The sequence below is a fragment of the Variovorax paradoxus NBRC 15149 genome (assembly GCF_001591365.1).
GTDB lineage: Bacteria > Pseudomonadota > Gammaproteobacteria > Burkholderiales > Burkholderiaceae_C > Variovorax > Variovorax paradoxus.
Map to the genome: position 1 here is coordinate 2,545,387 of NZ_BCUT01000001.1, position 20,968 is coordinate 2,566,354.

At 68.4% G+C, this 20,968-nt stretch carries 18 protein-coding genes; 14 read left to right on the forward strand and 4 right to left on the reverse strand.

The features are described from left to right. Positions 1-29 precede the first annotated feature (29 nt). The 3 genes from boxB to VPA02S_RS11820 all read right to left on the reverse strand — a co-directional run bounded on the left by boxB (position 30) and on the right by VPA02S_RS11820 (position 4,255). Positions 30-1,457 carry a benzoyl-CoA 2,3-epoxidase subunit BoxB gene (gene boxB, locus VPA02S_RS11810; RefSeq protein ID WP_012745259.1) on the reverse strand — a complete coding sequence of 476 codons (1,428 nt, stop codon included), beginning with the start codon at positions 1,455-1,457 and terminating at the stop codon, positions 30-32. Positions 1,458-1,498: 41 nt separating this feature from the next. Then, on the reverse strand, positions 1,499-3,175 hold the full coding sequence (boxC, locus tag VPA02S_RS11815; protein WP_012745258.1) for a 2,3-epoxybenzoyl-CoA dihydrolase: 1,677 nt from the start codon (positions 3,173-3,175) through the stop codon (positions 1,499-1,501). A 129-nt stretch (positions 3,176-3,304) separates the two neighbouring features. Next, complete coding sequence (locus VPA02S_RS11820) at positions 3,305-4,255, reverse strand: helix-turn-helix transcriptional regulator (RefSeq protein ID WP_012745257.1); 951 nt, start codon at positions 4,253-4,255, stop codon at positions 3,305-3,307. Between the two features lie 200 nt (positions 4,256-4,455). On the opposite strand from VPA02S_RS11820, the gene VPA02S_RS11825 reads away from it, so the two are divergent. The 11 genes from VPA02S_RS11825 to VPA02S_RS11875 all read left to right on the forward strand — a co-directional run bounded on the left by VPA02S_RS11825 (position 4,456) and on the right by VPA02S_RS11875 (position 16,689). Beyond that, positions 4,456-4,929 (forward strand): 4-hydroxylaminobenzoate lyase, encoded by a 474-nt coding sequence (locus VPA02S_RS11825; RefSeq protein WP_012745256.1) that lies wholly within the window; start codon positions 4,456-4,458, stop codon positions 4,927-4,929. Continuing rightward, positions 4,926-6,476 (forward strand): 3,4-dehydroadipyl-CoA semialdehyde dehydrogenase, encoded by a 1,551-nt coding sequence (locus VPA02S_RS11830; protein ID WP_012745255.1) that lies wholly within the window; start codon positions 4,926-4,928, stop codon positions 6,474-6,476. The genes VPA02S_RS11825 and VPA02S_RS11830 overlap by 4 nt, the downstream gene beginning before the upstream one ends. A gap of 28 nt (positions 6,477-6,504) precedes the next feature. Further along, the gene (locus VPA02S_RS11835; RefSeq protein ID WP_012745254.1) at positions 6,505-8,052 is read left to right on the forward strand and encodes a benzoate-CoA ligase family protein; all 1,548 of its coding nucleotides are present in this window, start codon (positions 6,505-6,507) and stop codon (positions 8,050-8,052) included. Between the two features lie 139 nt (positions 8,053-8,191). After that, on the forward strand, positions 8,192-8,995 hold the full coding sequence (locus VPA02S_RS11840) for an alpha/beta fold hydrolase (protein ID WP_012745253.1): 804 nt from the start codon (positions 8,192-8,194) through the stop codon (positions 8,993-8,995). Continuing rightward, the gene (locus VPA02S_RS11845) at positions 8,992-10,176 is read left to right on the forward strand and encodes an ABC transporter substrate-binding protein (protein ID WP_012745252.1); all 1,185 of its coding nucleotides are present in this window, start codon (positions 8,992-8,994) and stop codon (positions 10,174-10,176) included. Before VPA02S_RS11840 ends, VPA02S_RS11845 begins: the two co-directional genes overlap by 4 nt. A 155-nt stretch (positions 10,177-10,331) precedes the next feature. Next, on the forward strand, positions 10,332-11,204 hold the full coding sequence (locus tag VPA02S_RS11850) for a branched-chain amino acid ABC transporter permease (protein ID WP_012745251.1): 873 nt from the start codon (positions 10,332-10,334) through the stop codon (positions 11,202-11,204). Beyond that, positions 11,201-12,175, forward strand: coding sequence for a branched-chain amino acid ABC transporter permease (locus VPA02S_RS11855; RefSeq protein WP_012745250.1), 975 nt, complete (start codon positions 11,201-11,203; stop codon positions 12,173-12,175). Before VPA02S_RS11850 ends, VPA02S_RS11855 begins: the two co-directional genes overlap by 4 nt. Positions 12,176-12,314: 139 nt before the next feature. Beyond that, on the forward strand, positions 12,315-13,061 hold the full coding sequence (locus tag VPA02S_RS11860) for an ABC transporter ATP-binding protein (protein ID WP_012745249.1): 747 nt from the start codon (positions 12,315-12,317) through the stop codon (positions 13,059-13,061). A 1-nt stretch (position 13,062) separates the two neighbouring features. Beyond that, positions 13,063-13,764, forward strand: coding sequence for an ABC transporter ATP-binding protein (locus tag VPA02S_RS11865; protein ID WP_012745248.1), 702 nt, complete (start codon positions 13,063-13,065; stop codon positions 13,762-13,764). Positions 13,765-13,791: 27 nt separating this feature from the next. Next, positions 13,792-14,670: a helix-turn-helix domain-containing protein gene (locus VPA02S_RS11870; RefSeq protein WP_012745247.1), complete on the forward strand. Its 879-nt coding sequence runs from the start codon at positions 13,792-13,794 to the stop codon at positions 14,668-14,670. Between the two features lie 108 nt (positions 14,671-14,778). After that, entirely contained in the window at positions 14,779-16,689 is a 1,911-nt protein-coding gene (locus VPA02S_RS11875) for a tannase/feruloyl esterase family alpha/beta hydrolase (RefSeq protein WP_012745246.1), read from the forward strand. 12 nt (positions 16,690-16,701) lie between these two features. Here VPA02S_RS11875 and VPA02S_RS11880 read toward each other — a convergent pair whose 3' ends face one another. After that, positions 16,702-17,613, reverse strand: coding sequence for a LysR family transcriptional regulator (locus tag VPA02S_RS11880; RefSeq protein WP_012745245.1), 912 nt, complete (start codon positions 17,611-17,613; stop codon positions 16,702-16,704). Between the two features lie 111 nt (positions 17,614-17,724). Between VPA02S_RS11880 and VPA02S_RS11885 the strand changes: the two genes are divergently transcribed. The 3 genes from VPA02S_RS11885 to VPA02S_RS11895 all read left to right on the forward strand — a co-directional run bounded on the left by VPA02S_RS11885 (position 17,725) and on the right by VPA02S_RS11895 (position 20,788). Continuing rightward, positions 17,725-18,465 (forward strand): SDR family NAD(P)-dependent oxidoreductase, encoded by a 741-nt coding sequence (locus tag VPA02S_RS11885; protein ID WP_012745244.1) that lies wholly within the window; start codon positions 17,725-17,727, stop codon positions 18,463-18,465. A 10-nt stretch (positions 18,466-18,475) separates the two neighbouring features. Further along, positions 18,476-18,697: a tautomerase family protein gene (locus VPA02S_RS11890; RefSeq protein WP_012745243.1), complete on the forward strand. Its 222-nt coding sequence runs from the start codon at positions 18,476-18,478 to the stop codon at positions 18,695-18,697. A gap of 144 nt (positions 18,698-18,841) precedes the next feature. Beyond that, complete coding sequence (locus VPA02S_RS11895) at positions 18,842-20,788, forward strand: sigma-54-dependent Fis family transcriptional regulator (protein ID WP_012745242.1); 1,947 nt, start codon at positions 18,842-18,844, stop codon at positions 20,786-20,788. Positions 20,789-20,968: the final 180 nt, after the last annotated feature.

The following is a 20,968-nucleotide window of genomic DNA, read 5'->3' on the forward strand; positions in this document are numbered from 1 at the left end:
GGGAGGGGAAGGAGCAATACCAATACCAATCAACCGAAACGCACGTACTCGAAATCCACCGGCTGGCGGTTGATGCCCATCACCGGCGGCGAGATCCAGCCTGCGAACTTGCCGGGCTCGACCACGCGGCCCATCAACGATGCCACGAAAGCGAAGTCTTCGGCGCTCGGCAGCCATTCATTGCGCTTGGCGGCCCATTCGACCTCGTTCACCACGCGGCCCTCGGGCGACATCTTGATGCCGGCGAGCGCGCCGATCTGGCGGTTGAAGGCCTTGTGCGGCACGGTCAGGCGCGTGGGGATGCCGGCCTTCTCGAGCACCTTGTTCCAGCGGCCGACGCCGGCCACCGAGTCCTTGATGAAGTCGTCGCGCAGCACTTCGTTGAGTGCGTTGAGCATCGGCACGTCCTTTTCGACGAGTTGGCCGTCCTTGACCTCGAGCACCTTGTAGGTCTGGCCCTTGAGCACGTGGTCGTCGCCGCGCTTGCCTTCCTCGTAGCGGCCCTTCAGGCCCGAGCTGTAGAAGATGGCGGCGTTGCTCGACTGGTCGGCGCCGAACAGGTCGATCGTCACGCTGTAGTGGAAGTTCAGGTAGCGCTGGATGGTGCCAAGGTCGATGGCGCCGGCCGCGCGCACCTTCTGCGCGTCGTCGGTCTTGAGTTCGTTCATGACCTGCGCGGTGCGCGCCAGCACGCGCGAGACGCCGCTCTCGCCCACGAACATGTGGTGCGCTTCCTCGGTCAGCATGAACTTGGTGGTGCGCGCGAGCGGATCGAAGGCGCTCTCGGCCAGCGCGGCCAGCTGGAACTTGCCGTCGCGGTCGGTGAAGTAGGTGAACATGAAGAACGCGAGCCAGTCGGGCGTCTTCTCGTTGAAGGCACCCAGGATGCGCGGGTTGTCCTGGTCGCCCGAGGTGCGCTGCAAGAGCGCCTCGGCTTCCTCGCGGCCGTCGCGGCCGAAGTGCTTGTGCAGCAGGTAGACCATGGCCCACAGGTGGCGGCCCTCTTCCACGTTGATCTGGAACAGGTTGCGCAGGTCGTACATGCTCGGCGCGGTCAGGCCCAGGTGGCGCTGCTGCTCGACCGATGCGGGCTCGGTGTCGCCCTGCGTCACGATGATGCGGCGCAGGTTGGCGCGGTGTTCGCCGGGCACGTCCTGCCAGGCCTTCTCGCCCTTGTGGTCGCCGAAGTGGATCTCGCGGTTGGCATCGCCCGGGTTCAGGAAGATGCCCCAGCGGTAGTCGCGCATCTTCACGTGGCCGAACTGGGCCCAGCCCTGCGGGTCGACGCTCACGGCCGTGCGCAGGTAGACCTCGTGGTTGGTCGAGCCCTCGGGGCCCACGTCGTCCCACCAGTTGATGAAGTTGGGCTGCCAGCCTTCGAGCGCGCGCTGCAGCGTGCGGTCTTCGCCGAGGTTGACGTTGTTGGGGATCTTCTCGCTGTAGTTGATCGTGCTCATCGCTGTTCCTTGGGTTGTGCGGACTGGGGGTTCTTCTTCATTCAGACGCGGTTCAAGTCGAAGCCGGCTTTCTGGCCGGTGCCGTAGACCTTGAGCGCGCCCTTTTCGCCGACGGCGTTGGGGCGGTTGAAGATCCAGTTCTGCCAGGCGGTGAGCCGGCCGAAGATGCGGGTGGCCATGTTCTCTTTGCTGGCGAAGCGCAGGTTGGCTTCGAGGCCGGTGAGCGCATCGGGCGACATGGCGGCGCGCTCCTCGACGGCGATGCGGATCTCGTCGTCCCAGTCGATGTCGTCGGGCGCGGCGGTGACGAGGCCGAGCTTCAGTGCTTCGTCGGCATCGAGCGGCTTGCCGGCCGCGGCGCGGGCGGCGTCCAGCGGCGCGGCCTCTTCGTAGAAGCGGCGCTGCAGGCGGCTCTGGTCGTTCACCATCGGGAAGAAGCCGAAGTTGAATTCGTTGAGCACGAGCTTCGGTGCGCGCGCGGCATCGTCGGGCAGCGCGAGCATGTAGCTGCGGTCGGCCGCAAAGGCCAGCTCGGCCAGCGTGCCGGCAAAGCACGAGCCGGCTTCGACCAGCGCGAACAGGCTGCGCGACGACACGTCCAGCCGCGCCAGCGTGCGGCGCAGCGCGCCGATGGTCTCGCGCACCAGCCAGTGGTCCTTGTGGGCCAGCATCAGGGCGTCCGATGCGAGCACGGCGGCCGCGTCGCCTTCGGTCTTGAGCAGCCAGGTGCCGATGTCGAGCTCGTTGGTGCGCAGGTTGAGGATGGCGTCGTCGAGCTCGCGGCACACGGCCAGCGGCCACCAGGCGGCGCCCGCAGCCTCGATGGCGGCAATGTCGGCCGGCTGCGTGCCGGTGGGTGCCTTGACGGTGATCGTGGCGGTGCGCTTGCTGCGGTCGATCTTCACGTCGACGTTCGAATAGGCGATGCCGTCGGCGCTGTCGGTGCGCTCGAGCCGGGTCAGCGCCACGCCCTTGCCGCTGGCCGGGCGGTCGCTCGCGGCGGCCAGCTGCGCGGCACGCTCCTGCACGGCGGCGGCAAACTGCGCGGGCTTGGCCACGGCATCGACCAGGCGCCAGTCGACCGCGCGCTGGCCGCGCACGCCTTCGACGCTGGTGCAGAAGATGTCGGCGAGGTCATGGCGCACATGGCGCTTGTCGGTCACGCGGGTCAGGCCGCCGGTGCCGGGCAGCACGCCGAGCAGCGGCACCTCGGGCAGCGAGACCGAGGAAGAGCGGTCGTCCACCAGCAGGATCTCGTCGCAGGCCAGCGCCAGCTCGTAGCCGCCGCCGGCGCAGGCGCCGTTCACGGCCGCGATGAACTTCAGGCCCGAATGCTTCGACGAATCCTCGATGCCGTTGCGCGTCTCGTTGGTGAACTTGCAGAAGTTCACCTTCCAGGCATGGCTCGACACGCCCAGCATGAAGATGTTGGCGCCCGAGCAGAAGATGCGGTCCTTGCCGCTGGTGACGATCACGCTGCGCACTTCAGGGTGCTCGAAGCGCACGCGGTTGAGCGCGTCGTTCAGTTCGATGTCCACGCCCAGGTCGTAGCTGTTGAGCTTGAGCTTGTAGCCGGGGCGGATGCCGCCGTCTTCCGCGATGTCGAGCACCAGGCGCGCCACCGGGCCTTCGAAGCTGAGCTTCCAGTGCCTGTATTGCGCGGGTTCGATGCGGTAGTCGACGCGCAGAGGCGCCTGAAGGGTCGTGGTCTCGGTCATACGGAAGTCTCCTGTGGGGGCAGATGCGAAACCGGAAGAATAATGCAACTTCTGGCGTCGATGACATGCATCATGCTGCATGCGAACAGGCAAGTCAATGCCTGAAGCGCTTTTTTTCAAAACTTCAGTTCAGGCGCCGGTGCCGATCGCCTGGCGGGCCACCGTGCGCAGCGCCTGGAAGCTCTGCGCCAGCGTCTTGCCGCTGGTGTCCACCGAGAGATCGGCCTTCGAATAGAAGGCGGCGCGGCCGTTCAGGATGCGGCGCAGGTCTTCCATGGCTTCCTTGCTGGCGGCCATGGGGCGGGTGTCGCCCTGCGCGGCCACGCGGCCCATGTGCTCCTCGGGCGCGGCCTGCAGCCACACGGTGGTGCAGTGCGCGAGCAGCTCGTTGAAGGTGGCGGGGTCCGAGACGATGCCGCCCGGCGTGGCGATGACCACCTCGCCGTAGATCTGGATGGCTTCCTCGAGCGCGCGGCGCTCGTAGCGGCGGTAGGCGTTGGTGCCGTAGAGGTCGTGGATCTCGCGCACGCTGCAGCCTGCGAGCTTCTCGATGTCGCGGCTCAGTTCCACGAAGGGCACGTCGAGGTCGTCGGCCAGCATCTGCCCGAGCGTCGACTTGCCCGCGCCGCGCAGGCCCACGAGCGCAATGCGGCGGTGGCGCGCCGGATCGACCGAGGCCGTGCCCAGCAGCTCACCCACGGCCACGCGCACGCGGCGCAGGTCGGCCTCGCTGCGGTTCTCTAGCAGCTCGCGGATCAGCAGCCACTCGGGCGAGCTGGTGGTCACGTCGCCGACCAGCTCGGCCAGCGAGCAGTGCAGCGCGCCGGCCACCTGCTGCAGCACCAGGATCGACGCATTGCCGATGCCGTATTCGAGATTGGCCAGATGCCGCTCCGACACGTCGGCCGCAATGGCCACCGCCTTGCGCGTGAGGCCGCGCTGCGCGCGCAGGTTGCGCACGCGCTCGCCCAATGCCGCCAGCAATGGATTCTTGGCCTCCCCGGCCGGTGCCGCGGGGTTGCCGGCGCGCTGGCCTTCTTCGGGCGCGGGGGCCAGCACCGCGTCTACGTGCTCGTTCATGCATGTCCTCGTTCTTGGCCGGGATTGTGCGCGCTCAGGGTAAACACCATAGATGCACTATATTGCTTGACACCCATGGAGTCGATGCTTATCGTTCGGCCACAAGCAAGATACTGCACGCGCACCAATCCTGCAAGGTAGTCCGAAAGTTCGCTGCGCCATTCACCCTGCCAGCCAGCCTCCAAAAAGGAAGCCCGCCCATGTCCAGCAAGGAAGCATTTCACCAGTTGATCGCCGGCCTGGCCGCCGAAATTGCCGGCCGGCCGCTCGACGCACAGCTCGACCAGTGGCTCAACGCCACCCATGGCGCGGGCAGCGCGCGCTTCGAGGCGCTGCGCCAGGCCTGCATCGGCGGCGTGGCCGAGGGCTGGCTGTGCGAGCGCGAGGGCGGCGGCATCCGCTACGGCCGCGTGTTCAAGGCGGAGGACGCGCTGCAGCGCTTCTCGGTCGACGTGGTCGACATGCAGGACATCGCGGGGCCGCACCACACCCATCCGAACGGCGAGATCGACCTGATCATGCCGCTCGAAGGCAGCCCCGGCGCCACCTTCGACGGCCGGCCCGCAGGCTGGTGCGTCTACGGTCCCGGCACCGCGCACCGCCCGACCGTGGCGAACGGCCGCGCCCTCGTTCTCTATCTCCTGCCTGAAGGGCAGATCAAGTTCACCCCATGACCGAACTCCTCCCCAACTACGTCGCCGGCCGCTGGCAAGGCGGATCGGGCGCCGGCACGCCGCTCTTCGACCCGGTGCTGGGCACCGAGCTCGTGCGCGTCGACGCCACCGGCCTGGACCTGCCCGCCGCCTTTGCCTTTGCGCGCGATGAGGGCGGCCACGCGCTGCGCGCCCTCACCTATCGCCAGCGTGCCGGGCTGCTCGGCGCCATCGTGAAGGTGCTGCAGGCGAACCGCGATGCCTACTACGAGATCGCCACCGCGAACTCCGGCACGGTGAAGAACGACTCGGCCGTCGACATCGACGGCGCGATCTTCACGCTGGGCCAGTACGCGAAGTGGGGCGATGCGCTCGGCGACGTGCGCGCGCTGCGCGATGGCGAGGCCGTGAAGCTCGGCAAGGAACCGGTGTTCCAGTCGCAGCACCTGCAGCTGCCGACGCACGGCGTGGCGCTGTTCATCAACGCCTTCAACTTCCCGTCATGGGGGCTGTGGGAAAAGGCCGCGCCGGCGCTGCTCTCGGGCGTGCCGGTGATCGTGAAGCCCGCCACGGCCACCGCCTGGCTCACGCAGCGCATGGTCAAGGACGTGGTCGATGCGGGCGTGCTGCCCGCGGGCGCGCTCTCGGTCGTCTGCGGCAGCTCGGCGGGCCTGATGGATGCGCTGCAGCCCTTCGACGTGGTCTCGTTCACCGGCTCGGCCGAAACCGCGGCGGTGATCCGCTCGCACCCGGCCGTGGCCCAGCGCTCGGTGCGCGTGAACATCGAGGCCGACAGCCTCAACAGCGCCCTGCTGCTGCCCGGCGCCGCGGCCGGCAGCGAGGCCTTCAACCTGCTGGTGCGCGAAGTGGTGCGCGAGATGACGGTCAAGGCTGGCCAGAAATGCACCGCGATACGCCGCATCCTGGTGCCGGCCGAGCTCTACGACGCCGCGGCCCAGGCCATCGGCGCGAAGCTCAAAGGTGTGACGGTGGGCAATCCGCGCAACGAGAGCGTGCGCATGGGTTCGCTCGTGAGCCGGGCGCAGATGAACGCAGTGAGCGAGGGCCTGGAAGCGCTCTCTGCGCAGGCCACCGTGCTGTATGACGGCCGCAACACGCCGCTGATCGATGCCGAACCGTCGGTGGCCGCCTGCATCGGCCCCGTGCTGCTGGGTGCGCGCGACGCCGATGCGGCGCAGCGCGTGCACGACGTGGAAGTGTTCGGGCCCGTCGCCACGCTGCTGCCCTACCGCGACTTGGCGCACGGCATCGCGCTGGCGCATCGCGGCCAGGGTTCGCTCGTGACTTCGCTCTACGGCAGCGACGACGCCGCGCTGGCGCAGGCCGCGCTCGCGGTGGCGCCGAGCCACGGCCGCGTGCACGTGATCACGCCCGAGGTGGCGCAAGCCCACACCGGCCACGGCAACGTGATGCCGATGTCGCTGCACGGCGGCCCGGGCCGCGCGGGCGGCGGCGCCGAGCTCGGCGGCCTGCGCGCGCTGGACTTCTACCATCGCCGCAGCGCCGTGCAGGCGAGCCCCGGCGTGCTGGCCGCACTGGGCCTCTAGAAAAAGAACCCGGCCGAAGGAGACAACCATGACCCTGCCCCACCGATTCAATTTCGCCGAGCACCTGTTCGCGCTGAACCGCGGCCGCGCCGAGCGCACCGCCTACATCGACGACCGCGGCACGCTCGCCTACGGCCAGCTCGAGGACCGCGCGCGCCGCCTGGCCGCCGCGCTCAAGGCCGCCGGCGTGCGGCGCGAAGAGCGCGTGCTGCTGCTGATGCTCGACAGCAGCGACTGGCCCGTGAGCTTTCTCGGCTGCCTCTATGCCGGCGTGGTCCCCGTCGCCGTCAACACGCTGCTCACGCCCGCGGACTACGCCTACATGCTCGACCACAGCCGCGCACAGGCCGCGCTGGTGTCGGGCGCGCTGCTGCCCACGCTGCAGGAGGCGATGGCGCTCGGCCCGCACGAAGTGCACACGCTGATCGTCTCGCAGCCCACGGGCGCGCTGCCCGAAGGCGCGCAGGAATTCGAAGCCGCGCTGGCCGCCGCCGCGCCGATGGCGGCGCCCGCGCCCACGGCCTCCGACGATCCCGGCTTCTGGCTGTATTCCTCCGGCTCCACCGGCAAGCCCAAGGGCACGGTCCACACGCACGCCAACCTGTGGTGGACGGCCGAGCTCTACGGCAAGCCGATACTCGGGCTGACCGAGAACGACGTGTGCTTCTCGGCCGCCAAGATGTACTTCGCGTACGGGCTGGGCAATGCGCTGACCTTTCCGCTGTCGGTCGGGGCCACGGTGGTGCTGATGGCCGAGCGCCCCACGCCCGACGCCACCTTCCGCCGCTGGGTGGAGCACAAACCCACGGTCTTCTTCGGCGCGCCCACCGGCTTCGCGGGCATGCTCGCCTCGCCGAAGCTGCCGGCGCGCGAAGCCGTGGCCCTGCGCATGTGTTCTTCCGCCGGCGAGGCATTGCCCGGCGAGATCGCGCAGCGCTTCAAGGCGCACTTCGGCTGCGAGATCATCGACGGCATCGGCTCCACCGAGATGCTGCACATCTTCATCTCCAACCGCCCCGGCGACGTGCGCTACGGCACCACGGGCCGGCCGGTGGAAGGCTACGAGGTCGAGCTGCGCGGCGAGGACGGCCGCCCGGTGCCCGATGGCGAAGTGGGCGACCTCTACATCCGCGGCCCGAGCGCGGCGCTCATGTACTGGTGCAACCGCGAGAAGTCGCGCGAGACCTTCCAGGGCGGCTGGACCAAGAGCGGCGACAAGTACACGCGCGACGCCGACGGCTACTACACCTATGCCGGGCGCAGCGACGACATGCTCAAGGTCAGCGGCATCTATGTGTCGCCCTTCGAGGTGGAAGCCACGCTGATGCAGCACCCCGCGGTGCTCGAGGCCGCGGTGATCGGCAAGGAAGACGCGGACGGGCTGACCAAGACCAAGGCCTTTGTCGTGCTGAAGGACGGCCAGTCGGTCAGCGACGAGGAGCTGAAGGCCTTCGTGAAGGAAAGGCTCGCGCCGTACAAGTACCCGCGCTTCCTGGAGTTCGTGCAGGAGCTGCCGAAGACGGCGACGGGGAAGATCCAGCGGTTCAGGCTGCGGGAGCGGGAGAGGCAGGCATGAGCATGAGGTTCCCGCGTTGTTCCCTCTCCCTCCGGGAGAGGGCTAGGGTGAGGGCTTCGGCCTTCGCAAAAGCACCGCCTTCGCCAGCGCCGCTGGCCCTCACCCCCGCCCTCTCCCAGAGGGAGAGGGAGCAACAGCCATGACTCCCGACTTCGCCACCATCAACTGGCGCGGCCGCCCCGTGCACATCGAATGCCAATGGATCGCCCCCGAGCGCACCGATGCCCCGCTCATCGTCTTCCTGCACGAAGGCCTCGGCTCCATCGCGATGTGGAAGGACTTCCCCGCGCAAGTCTGCAACGCCGCCAACGCCCGCGGCCTCGTGTTCTCGCGCCCCGGCTACGGCCGCTCGACGCCGCGCGCCGACGACGAGATCTGGGACGTCGACTTCATGCACCGCCAGGCACACGAGGTGCTGCCCGCCCTCTTCACCGCACTGAAGCTCGACGATGAAAAGCCCTGGCTCTTCGGCCACAGCGACGGCGGCTCGATCTCGCTGCTGTATGCCTCGCGCTTTGCGGACCGCGTCAGCGGCCTGATCGTGCTCGCGCCGCACATCTTCGTGGAAGACGTGACCGTCGCGAACATCGAACAGGCCCGCACCGCGTACCTCTCGACCGACCTGCCGGCAAAGCTCGGCCGCTACCACGACAGCGCCGACTCGGCCTTCTGGGGCTGGAACCGCATCTGGCTGCACCCGCCCTTCCGCGAATGGAACATCGAGGCCGAACTCGACACCATCCGCTGCCCCGTCCTCGCCATCCAGGGCACGGGCGACGAGTACGGCACGCTCGCGCAGATCCACGGCATCGCGGCGCGCGTCGGGGGATGCGAGCTGCTCGAAATCCCGGAATGCGGGCATTCCCCGCATCGCGATCAGCCGGATCGTGTCATCGTCGCGGCCACTTCTTTCATTACCAAAAACAGGAGACAAACACCATGACCCCATTCACCCCGGTTCGCACTGCCCGCCTGGCCCTCACAGCCATCGCCTTCGCCGCCCTGGCCAGCGCCGCCGGCGCGCAGGGTTCGGCCAAGCTCAAGGTCGGCCTGATGCTGCCCTACAGCGGCACCTACACCGCGCTGGGCGTGGCCATCGAGAACGGCTTCAAGCTCTATGTCGACGAGCACGGCGGCAAGCTCGCGGGCCGCGAGATCGAATACTTCAAGGTCGACGACGAGTCCGACCCGGCCAAGGCCACCGACAACGTCAACAAGCTCATCAAGCGCGACAACGTCGACGTGATCGTCGGCACCGTGCACTCGGGCGTGGCCATGGCCATGGCCAAGGCCGCCAAGGAAAGCGGCACCGTGCTGATCGTGCCGAACGCGGGCGCCGACGCGGTCACAGGCCCGATGTGCGCACCCAACATCTTCCGCAGTTCGTTCAGCAACTGGCAGCCGGCCTTCGCGATGGGCGAAGTGGCGGCCAAGCAGCAGGGCAAGAAGAAGGCGATGACCATCACCTGGAAGTACGCGGCGGGCGACGAGTCGGTCAACGGCTTCAAGGAAGGCTTCGAGAAGAACGGCGGCAAGGTCGACAAGCAGCTCACGCTGCCGTTTCCCAACGTCGAGTTCCAGGCGCTCCTGACCGAGATCGCGGCGGCCAAGCCCGATGCGGTGTATGCCTTCTTCGCAGGTGGCGGCGCGGTGAAGTTCGTCAAGGACTACCAGGCCGCGGGCCTGAACAAGACCATTCCGCTCTACGGCCCGGGCTTCCTGACCGACGGCACCTTGGATGCGCAGGGCGAGGCCGCGCAAGGCATGCTGACCACGCTGCACTATGCCGACGGCCTCAACACGGCGCGCGACAACGCCTTCCGGGTCGGCTACGCCAAGGCCTTCAAGCTGCAGCCCGACGTGTATGCCGTGCAGGGCTACGACGCGGCGCAGATGCTGGGCGTGGGCCTGGCCGCCACCAAGGGCGACATCGGCAAGAAGGCCGAATTCACGGCCGCCATCGAGAAGGCGAAGATCGACAGCCCGCGCGGCACGTTCACCATGAGCAAGTCGCACAACCCGGTGCAGGACATCTACCTGCGCAAGGTGGAAGGCAAGGAGAACAAGCTGGTGAGCATCGCGATCAAGGGCCTCACGGACCCGGCCCGCGGCTGCAGGATGTGACCCACCCCCGTCCCTCGCTCACTTCGTGTAGCTCGACTCCCCCCTCGAGGGGGCGACACCGGCGGACCGGCAAAGCCGGATCCGCGGTGTCTCACGAACATCGCGGGCGCTGCGCGCCACGCTCTTTCTTCAAGCCGCTACCGGGATGACCTAACGTGGATTTCGGCACCTTCCTTGTCCAGTGCCTGAACTCGGTTCAGTACGGACTTCTTCTGTTCCTGGTGGCCTCGGGGCTCACGCTGATCTTCGGGATCATGGGCGTGATCAACCTTGCGCACGGCAGCTTCTACATGATCGGCGCGTACATGGCGTTCGCGCTCTCGCCGCTGTTCGGCGACCAGTTCTTGCTGATGCTGGTGGCCGGCGTGGTGCTGGCGGCGATCTTCGGCTACCTGCTCGAATGGGCCTTCTTCAGCTACCTCTACCAGCGCGACCACCTGCAGCAGGTGCTGATGACCTACGGGCTCATCCTGGTGTTCGAGGAGCTGCGCTCGATTCTCGTGGGCAACGACGTGCACGGCGTGAAGGTGCCGGCCTGGCTCGACGGCAGCTTCGCGCTCGGCAACGTCATGAGCTATCCGTGGTACCGGCTCTTCGCTTCGGCCGCCTGCATCGTGCTGGCGGTGGCGCTGTACTGGGTGGTCAACCGCACGCGGCTGGGCATGATGATCCGCGCCGGCGCGAGCAACCGCGACATGGTGCGGGGCCTGGGCATCGACGTGAAGAGGCTCTACCGCATCGTGTTCGCGGCCGGCGTGGCGCTCGCGGCGCTGGCCGGGATGATCGCGGCGCCGATGTCCTCGGTCTATCCCAACATGGGTGCGAGCGTGCTCATCATCTGCTTCGTGCTGGTGGTGATCGGCGGCATCGGCTCGATCACGGGCGCGCTCGTGGCCTCGCTGCTGGTGGGCTTCGTCGACACCTTCGGCAAGGTGTTCTTCGCGGACCTGAGCGGCATCGGCATCTACCTCCTGATGGCCATCGTGCTGATCTGGAGGCCCGAAGGGCTGATGGGGAGGCGGCCATGATGCAGGTCCACACTTCTTCCATGCGGCGCGGCGCGTTCCTCGTGCCGGTGGCCTGCGCCATTGCCATCGGCGTGCTCGGCCCGCTCATGGGCAACTACGTCTCGGACTTCGTCGTCAAGGTGATGATCCTGTCGATCTTCGCGCTGAGCCTCGAACTGCTGGTCGGCATGACGGGGCTCGTGAGCCTGGGCCACGCGGCGTTCTACGGCATCGGCGCCTACGTCACGGTGCTGGCCTCGGGCAGCGAGGGCGGCAACCTCGCGCTGCTGCTGCCGCTGGCCATGGGCGCGGCGGCGCTCTACGCATTGTTCGTGGGCGCGCTGAGCCTGCGCACGCGCGGCGTGTACTTCATCATGGTGACGCTGGCCTTCGCGCAGATGGCTTTTTTCGTGTTCCACGACACCAAGGTGGGCGGCGGCAGCGACGGCATCTACATGTACGTGCGGCCGGCCATCGGCAAGCTCGACATGGAGAACCGCATGGTGCTGTTCTACATCGTGCTCGCATCGCTGGTGTTCACCTACGGCCTTTTGGCGCTGGTGCGGCGCTCGCGCTTCGGCGCGGCGCTCGCGGGCATCCGCGTGAACGAGCAGCGCATGCGCGCGGCGGGCTTTCCGGTGTACGGCTACAAGCTCGCGGCCTTCGTGCTGGCGGGCGCGCTGGCCGGGCTCGCGGGCTTTCTGCTGGCCTCGCGCGACGGCGTGGTCAACCCCGAGCTGATGGCCTGGCACAACTCGGGCGAGGTGCTGCTGATGGTGATCCTCGGCGGCCTCGGCCATCTGCGCGGCGCTGTCATCGGCGCCATCGCGTTCACGCTGCTGAAGGAAATCTTCTCGACGCACGCCGTGATGGGGCCGCTCGCGGACCACTGGCAGCTGACGCTGGGCATCGCGATCATCGTGTTCGTGGCGTGGCTGCCCAAGGGGCTGATCGGCCTGGCGAAGCGGCTGTCGCCGAAGGGGGCTGCATGACCGGCCCCTGCATTCCCTCTTTCTCCCTCCCCTCCCGGGGGAGGGCCGGGGTGGGGGCACGCGGCCTCCAACGCCGCGCAGCCTCGAAGGCCGCGAGCCCCCATCCCCACCTTCCCCCGGAAGGGGAAGGAGCAACACCATGACCGCACTGCTTTCCGTCGAAGGCCTCACCCGCCGCTTCGGCGGCCTCACAGCCGTCAATGCCATCACGCTCGACCTGCACGTCGGCGAAGTCCATGCGGTGATCGGCACCAACGGCGCGGGCAAGTCGACGCTCATCAACATGCTCTCGGGCGAGATCGAAGCCTCCGAAGGCCGCATCGCGCTCGACGGCGTCGACATCACGCGGCGCGCGCAGTGGCGCCGCGCGCGCGCGGGCGTGGGCCGCAGCTACCAGCGCACCACCATCTTCCCGGAGTTCAGCGTGCACGAGAACTGCCGCCTCGCGGCGCAGGCCGCCACGGCGCGGCCCTGGACGGTGTGGCAGTCGTCCGGGCGCTGCGCGGCCAGCAATGCGGCGGCCGACGCGGCGCTCGAGGCCGCGGGCCTGTCGAACGAAGCGCTGCGCATCGCCGGCACGCTGAGCCACGGCGCGCAGCGCCAGCTCGAAGTGGCGATGTGCCTTGCCACCAGGCCCCGCGTGCTGCTGCTCGACGAGCCGCTCGCGGGCATGGGCGCCGAGGAAACCGACCGCATGCTCACGCTGCTCGCGCGGCTGAAGGCCACGCACGCGATCCTGCTGGTGGAGCACGACATGGATGCGGTGTTCCGCATTGCCGACCGCATCACGGTGATGGTGAACGGCACGGTCATCGCGACCGGCGACCCTCGGTCGATCCGAGAGAACCCCGAAGTGCGTACCGCCTACCTCGGAGAAGACCACTGACATGCTCGTCGTCCGCGATCTCAACACCTACTACGGCAACAGCCACATCCTGCGCGGCGTGCATGCCGGCATTCCGGCCGCCACCTCGGTCGGCCTGCTCGGGCGCAACGGCATGGGCAAGACCACGCTGATCCGCACGGTCATGGGCTATGTGCGACCCGCTTCGGGCGAGGTGCAGGTCGATGGCCGCACCGTCACCGGCTGGCCGCCCGAGAAGATGGCGCGCCTGGGCATCGGCTACGTGCCCGAAGGCCGCGGCATCTTTCCGAATCTCTCGGTGCGCGAGAACCTCGTGATGAGCGAGCGCGCGGGCATCGACGGCCGGCGCGCCTGGACCTTCGACCGCGTGATGGCCACCTTTCCGCGGCTGGCCGAGCGGCTCTCGCACGGCGGCCAGCAGCTCTCGGGCGGCGAGCAGCAGATGCTCTCGATCGGCCGCGCGCTCATGACCAACCCGCGCCTGCTGATCCTCGACGAGGCCACCGAGGGCCTCGCGCCGCTGATCGTGGCCGAGATCTGGCGCGTGATCAGCGAGATCCGCGCGACCGGCATCGCCACGCTGATCGTGGACCGCGACTACCGCAAGGTGCTTGCGCACACCGATCTGGCGGTGGTGATGGAAAAGGGCCAGATCGTGCGGCATGGCGCGTCGGCCGACCTGCTGTCCGAGCCGAAGGCGCTCGAAGACTTGCTGGGCGTGTAGAGCGGGATGTAGAAGGAGCGCATGGCGATGGCACGCGAGATCAGCCTCCTCGATCTTTCGGGCAAGCCCGTGCGGTTCGACGGCAGGATGCTAATGAACGCGGCCGCCACGCCATGGCAGGGCTTTGCGCTGGAAGTGCGCGCGATGCACGGCGACGGCGAAAACCCGGCCTGCTACAACCCCCATCCGCTGCTCGCCTTTTGCATGCGCGGCCATGTGAAGTCCGCAATGACCACGGGGCGCCGCACCAGCCACGTCGAGAGCCGGCCCGGCAGCGTGTGTATCTTCGACCAGGGCTACGAGGTCGACCGCGTGACGTGGTCCGGCCAGTGCGACGAAGTGATTGCACTGGAGATCCGCCCCGAAACCCTGCGCAGCCTGATGCCCGAGAGCGATGGCGAGCTGCACCTGCAGACGCATCTCTCGACCACCGACGCCACGCTGACCTCGCTCGCCATTGCCATGCGCGACGAGGTCGAGCGCGGCTGCACGTCGGGCCGCATGCATGCGCAGGGCCTGTCCATGGCATTGGTGAGCTATCTGCAAAGCCGCTACGGCGGCGCGCGCAACGCGAAGCGCGCGCCGGGGCGGCTCTCGCAGGCGGACCTGCGCAGGGTGTACGACTGGGTGATGCAGCACCTGGGCGAAGACTTCGGCATCGACGAACTCGCGGCCGAGCTGAACATGAGCGCGGTGCACTTCACGCGCCTCTTCAGGGCCAGCACCGGCTCAACGCCATACCGCTATGTGATGGAGCAGCGCGTGCGCCACGCGCTCACGCTGCTGGAGGGCCGGTTGTCGCTGGCCGAGATCGCGCACACGGTCGGCTTTTCGAGCCAGGCGCACTTCACGCAGGTGTTCAAGCAACTGGTGGGCACCACGCCCGCGCGCGCACGGCTCGGGTAAGTCCCGGTGCGAGGTGAATGGATCCCGCAAGCGATGATCGCTTGTCGATAGACCGGAACGCAGGCGAAGGGCAAATTCGATCTCCATACAACAACCGGAGATCCCGCCATGCCTCGTCCTCAACGCCGCACGCGCACCGCATCGCGCACCGCCATCGCCGCGCGGCTGGCCGCCGCCTGCCTGGGCATCGGCACTCTTGCAACGCTCGCGGCCTGCGGCGGCAGCGGCTCTTCGGGCGCTTCGCTGCCTTTCCTTCCCGTGGTGCCGCCGCCCTCCACGCCCGGCACATCGAGCGCGCTCGCATGCGACGAAAGCCTGAAGACCGCCTTCAAGCCCGACGCAAACACCACCGTCACGGTGGTGAAGCAGTTCAAGCAGGGCGATGACCTGAACCTCGACGGCAAGGCATCGGGCACCGTGGCGGCCAGCGACGTGTGCATGGTCAAGCTCAACGTGGGGCCGGGCCATGCGGGACCGGCCGATGCGCCGTCCACCTCGCCCGGCATCGGCATCGAGGTATGGCTGCCGGCGGCAGCCAAATGGAACAACCGCCTGCGCGTGCTGGGCGGCGGCGGCTTTGTGGGCGATGCGGGCATCAGCTCCAGGACGCAGATCGGCGGTGCCGGTGCGGCGGCCATTGCGGCGGGCCAAGGATCGGTGAGTGCAGTGACCGATGCGGGGCATGCATCGAAATTGCCCGTGCCCGCGGTGGACGGCTCGTTCGCCATGAACCCCGACGGCACCGTCAACACCACGCTCTGGACCGACTTCGCGAGCCGCGGCATCCACGAGATGGCCGTGAAGGCCAAGGCGCTCGCATCCGGCTTCTACCAGCGCGACGCGCAGTACGCCTATTGGGACGGCTGCTCCACCGGCGGCCGCCAGGGCCACATGCAGGCGCAGGTGAACCCCGGCGACTTCGACGGCATCCTGGCGGGCAACAGCGCCATCAACTGGACCACCTTCATCACCTCCGAGCTCTATCCGCAGATCGTGATGCAGCGCGACCTGGGCGGCACGCCGCTCGCGGCCGAGCAGCTCGCGCTGGTGTCGTCCGCCGCGGTGAGCGCTTGCGACAGTACGCTCACCGGCCAGCACGAAGGCTTCATCAGCGACCCGGCCGCCTGCAAGTACGACCCCGTGCAGGACAAGGCGGTGCTGTGCATCGGCAGCGGCGGCACCAACGCCACCGCGGCCTGCCTGAGCACCGTGCAGGCACAGGCCGTCAACAAGATCTGGTACGGCCAGACGCGCGACGGCAGCGCGCCCGCTCCCGCGAGCGACATCGGCTACGGCGCCACGCTGGCGCCGGGCCAGCTCTGGTACGGCCTCACGCGCGGCACCTCGCTCAACAGCCCCGGCGCGCCGGGATTCTCGCTGGCGGACTCCACGGCGGGCACGCCCCATCCGTTTCCGATCGCGGCGCACCAGGTGGCCCTGAACCTGCAGGACCCGACGATCGCAACGCCCGACTTCGTGAACGCAACCGGCAACGGCGCGAACAACTGGAAGGGCCTGTCGTACGCCCAACTGGCCAATGCCAGCGATCGCGGCAAGGCGCTGCAATCCGCGTTCGCGGGCATCAACGCCGACAACCCCGACCTCGCCAGGTTCCGCGACCGCGGCGCCAAGCTGCTGACCTATCACGGCCTGGCCGACCAGCTGATCGCCAGCTCCGGCACGGCGAACTACTACGAGCGCGTGGCCAAGACGATGGGCGGCATCGAGGCCACGCAGAAGTTCTACCGCTATCTCGAAATCCCGGCGATGGGCCACTGCGTAGGCGTCGGCTCGGTCAACGGGCTCGCCGGCGTGAGCCCCGCGGCCAACCCGCCGCTGCCGGCGCCCGACCAGCTGTTCTCGGCCCTCACGGACTGGGTCGAGAAAGGCATTGCACCCGACAACCTGGTGCTGCAGAACGCCGACAAGTCGCTTGCGCGGCCGCTTTGCACCTATCCGAAAAAGGTCGCCTACACGGGCGGCGATGTGAAGGCGGCGGCGAGCTTCGCCTGCCGCTGACGCCGGCGGGCGTCACGCGCCGCGCTGCGCCATCAGGAAGTCGATGAACACCCGCATGCGCAGCGGCACGTGGCGTCCGTCTGGGTACAGCAGCGTGTAGGGCCGCGAACAGCCCGCGAAGGGTTTGAGCACCTCGACGAGCGAGCCGTCGGCCAGTTCCTTCTCCACGACGAAGCGGTAGGTCTGGAACAACCCGGCGCTGCTTTTCGCGAGCGTGACGCCGCCAAGGACGTCGTCGGAGCAGCTGTAGGCGCCGTCTGCGAAGACTTCGCGGTCCTTGCCGTTCTCCTTGAAGAGCCACGAAATGCGGCGGCCGCTGCTGGGCAGCTCGAACTGGATGCACTCGTGCGCCGCAAGATCGTCCAGCGTGCGCGGCGTGCCGGCCCTCCTCAGGTATTTGCGCGTGGCGACCACGACAAGATCCGCATCCTCGAGGTGCCGCGCGATCAGCGTGGAATCGGGCTGGGCCCGCACGCGCACGGCCATGTCGTAGCCCTCTTCCACGAAATCGATGTTGCGGTTGCTCAGGTGCACGTGCAGCCGGATGTCGGGAAAGCGTTCGCGAAACGCCGGCAGCAAGGGCAGGATGCGGTGGTGGCCGTAGGTGGTCGGCACGCTGATGCGCAGCATGCCCGAAGGCAGCGCCTGCTGGCCCATCACCTCGCGCTCGGCCTCGGCAAGCTGCGCCAGCGCCTGGCGGCACTGCGCAAAGTAGGAGCGGCCCGCGTCGGTGAGCCGCACGCTGCGCGTGGTGCGCACGAAAAGCCGCAAACCCAGCCGCTTCTCGAGCCGAGAGATCGAGCGGCTCACGGCCGCCGGCGTCACACCGGCAGCAAGTGCGGCCGAGGTGAAGCCGCCGGTCTCCGCAGCAAGGCAGAACAACTCGATGCTGCCCAGGAGGATGTCGCCGAATTGCCGCTGCATGGATTGATTGATTACCTCGCGTATCAAGTGAAGTGCGAGTCTAGTGATTTATCTATTGCCACGTCATCAATACAGTTCTCCCCACCTCATCAACTTCCTTGGAGAACCGACATGCAGGACAACACATCCCCCACCGTGGTCATCACCGGTGCCTCGAGCGGCATCGGCCTGGGCCTTGCGCAGGCGTACCTCGAGCGCGGCTTCAACGTGGTCGCGAATGCCCGCACCGAAGAGCGGCTCGCAGCCGCCGCGAAGCAGCTCGGCAACCCGGCGCGCCTTCTCGGCGTCGCGGGCGACATCGGCCGCCGCGACACTGCGCAGCAACTGGTCGAGCGCGCCGTGGAACGCTTCGGCCAGGTCGACGTGCTCATCAACAACGCGGGCATCTTCAACGCGAAGCCCTTCGTCGAATACACCGAAGACGACCTCGAGCAAATGGTGGCCACGAACCTCAAGGGCTTCGTCTATGCCTCGCAGGCCGCAGCGAAGCACATGGTGGCGCGCCGGCAGGGCCACATCGTGAACATCACCGCCAGCATCGCGCTGCAGCCGAACCAGCAGGTGCCGGCTGCGTTGCCGGTGCTGATCAAGGGCGGCATCAATGCCGCGACGCGCGCGCTGGCGCTCGAACTCGCACCGCACAACGTCAAGGTGAATGCGGTGGCACCCGGCATCGTGGACACGCCGCTGTACACGCCCGAGCAGCACGGCTTCCTCAACGGCCTGGCGCCCGCCGGCCGCATCGCGACCGTGCGCGAGATCGCTGATGCGGTGCTCTACCTCACGAGCGCGGATTTCACGACCGGCGTGGTGCTGCCCGTGGACGGCGGCATGAGCTCCGGCAAGTGGTAAGGAGCACGCCATGCCTTTCGTCAATCTGAAGATCACGCGCGACGGTGTCACGCGCGAACAGAAAACCCAGGTCATCGCCGAGTTCACGGAAACGCTCGAACGGGTGCTGAAGAAGCCGCCGGAATGGACGCACATCGTGATCGAGGAGATCGACACCGACGACTGGGGCTTCGCGGGCCTGACCACCACCGAATACCGCAAGCGGCTGGCCGACCGTGCGAAACCGGCGTGAGCGGCATGCCCACGGTGTGAGGGAGCGTAAAACCTCCGTTCCACCGGGTTTCACCTCTCACCCCGGGCCATGCGGCCGCCGAATGATGTGCGGCTGCACGCCCCATGGATCCCCGCGGGGGCCGTGCGCACCGCAAGGTTGAGCATGACTTCCCTGCAATCGCGTCACATCGACAACGTCTACTCCATCGCCACCGGCACGGCGCTGGCCGATCCGGCGGCGAGCCTGGTCCACAAGTCGTGGGCGCGCTGCGTGCGCGAGCATGGGCTCGATCCGACGAAGCCGAGCCCCGCGCGCATCCTGCCGGCGCAGGAGGTGCGCGCGCACCAGCAGCAGCTGGAGCATTTTTTGCGCGCGGCGCGCGCCGGCATGGAAGACATCTACCGCCGCGTGGCGGACCTCGGCTACATGGTGCTGCTGACCGACGCCGAAGGCATCACGGTCGACTACATCGGCAACCCGGCCTGGGACGACCAGCTGCGCCGCGCCGGCCTCTACCTGGGCGCCGACTGGAACGAAGCCCATGCGGGCACCTGCGGCGTGGGCACCTGCCTGATCGAGCGCCAGCCGATGACCTGCCACCAGACCGAGCACTTCGATGCCACGCACATCGCGCTGACCTGCACGACGGCGCCGCTGTTCGACCACAGCGGCAGGCTCACGGCCATCCTCGACGTCTCGGCGCTGCGCTCGCCCGAGGCCCGGGAGAGCCAGCACCTGGTGCGGCACCTGGTGTCGATCTACGCGCGGATGATCGAGGACGCCGATTTCCTGCGCAGCTTCCGCGGCCACTGGATCCTGCGGCTGGGCACGGCCTACGGGCTGGTCGACGTGGCCGGCGAGCTGATGCTGGCCTTCGACGAGGGCGGCACGGTGGTCGGCGCCAACAGCGGCGCGCGGCAGGCCCTGGCCGAAAACCCGCTGGGCCGCGAGGTGTCGCAGCTGCTGCACATACCGATGGATGCGATCTGGCGCCTGGGCAACGGCGGCGCATCGGCCATGCCTTTCGCGCACACGGTGCTGCTGCCGGGCGGCGGCGAATACCACGCCTCGCTGCTGGCGCCGCGCGTGCGGCGGGCGGCGGCGCCCGCGCCGGACATTGCCCGTCCCTCCGACCGCCTGCCGCCGCTCGCGCGCATCGCCGGCGACGATCCGGCCATGCAGCAGCTTCTCGCGCAGGCGCAGCGTCTGGTGGACCGCGGCATCCATGTGCTGGTCGAAGGCGAGACCGGCAGCGGCAAGGAAGTGCTGGCGCGCGCCATGCACGGCGCGAGCCGCCGCGCGGCCATGCCCTTCGTGGCGGTGAACTGCGCGGCCATTCCCGATTCGCTGATCGAGAGCGAGCTCTTCGGCTACACGCCCGGCAGCTTCACCGGCGGCCGTGCCAAGGGCATGAAGGGGCTGATCGCGCAGGCCGACCGCGGCACGCTGTTCCTCGACGAGATCGGCGACATGCCGATGGCGCTGCAGACGCGGCTCTTGCGCGTGCTGTCCGAAGGCGAGGTGCTGCCGCTGGGGGCGGAGTCGCCGCAGCGCGTGGACCTTGCCGTGGTGGCGGCCACGCACCGCAACCTGTCGGCGCTGGTCGCGGCCGGGCGCTTCCGCGAAGACCTGTACTACCGCCTGTGCGGCGCGGTGCTCAAGCTGCCGCCGCTGCGCGCGCGGGGTGACCGGCGCTACCTGATCGAGGCGATGTTCAATGAAGAGGCGGCGGCGATGCGCCCTGGTGCGCGGCTGTCCGACGCGGCATTGCAGCGGCTGCTGGCCCATGCGTGGCCCGGCAACCTGCGCGAGCTGCGCAACGTGCTGCGGCTGGCGCTTGCGCTGTGTGCGGATGGCACGGTGGGCGCGCAGGACCTCCAGCTGCCCGCGCCTTCCGATTCTGCCGCGGCGGCCGCCGTGCCTTCAGCTCCCGCGAGCGCCGAAGCCGGTGCTGGCGACGGCGGCCTCGAGGGCGCGGACGAGCTGCGCGCCCTGCTCCAGCGCCATCGCTGGCACGTGGCGCGCGCGGCCGCCGAGCTCGGCGTGTGCCGCGCCACCGTGTACCGGCACATGAAGCGGCACGGCATCGCGCCGCCGCAGCGGATGTAAGGCCGCCAGGCCAGAGGTGCGACAACTGTCGCAATGCCGTCGCATGCGACATGCGACGGGCGCGGGTGTGCGACAAAACCGCGGCCAAGCCGTTGATTCTTCGTCCCGTGCCACGCGGCACGAAAGCTGCGCCATGAATCCTGCGTGCGCCTTGCCGCGCCGCGATTCGATTCGATTCGT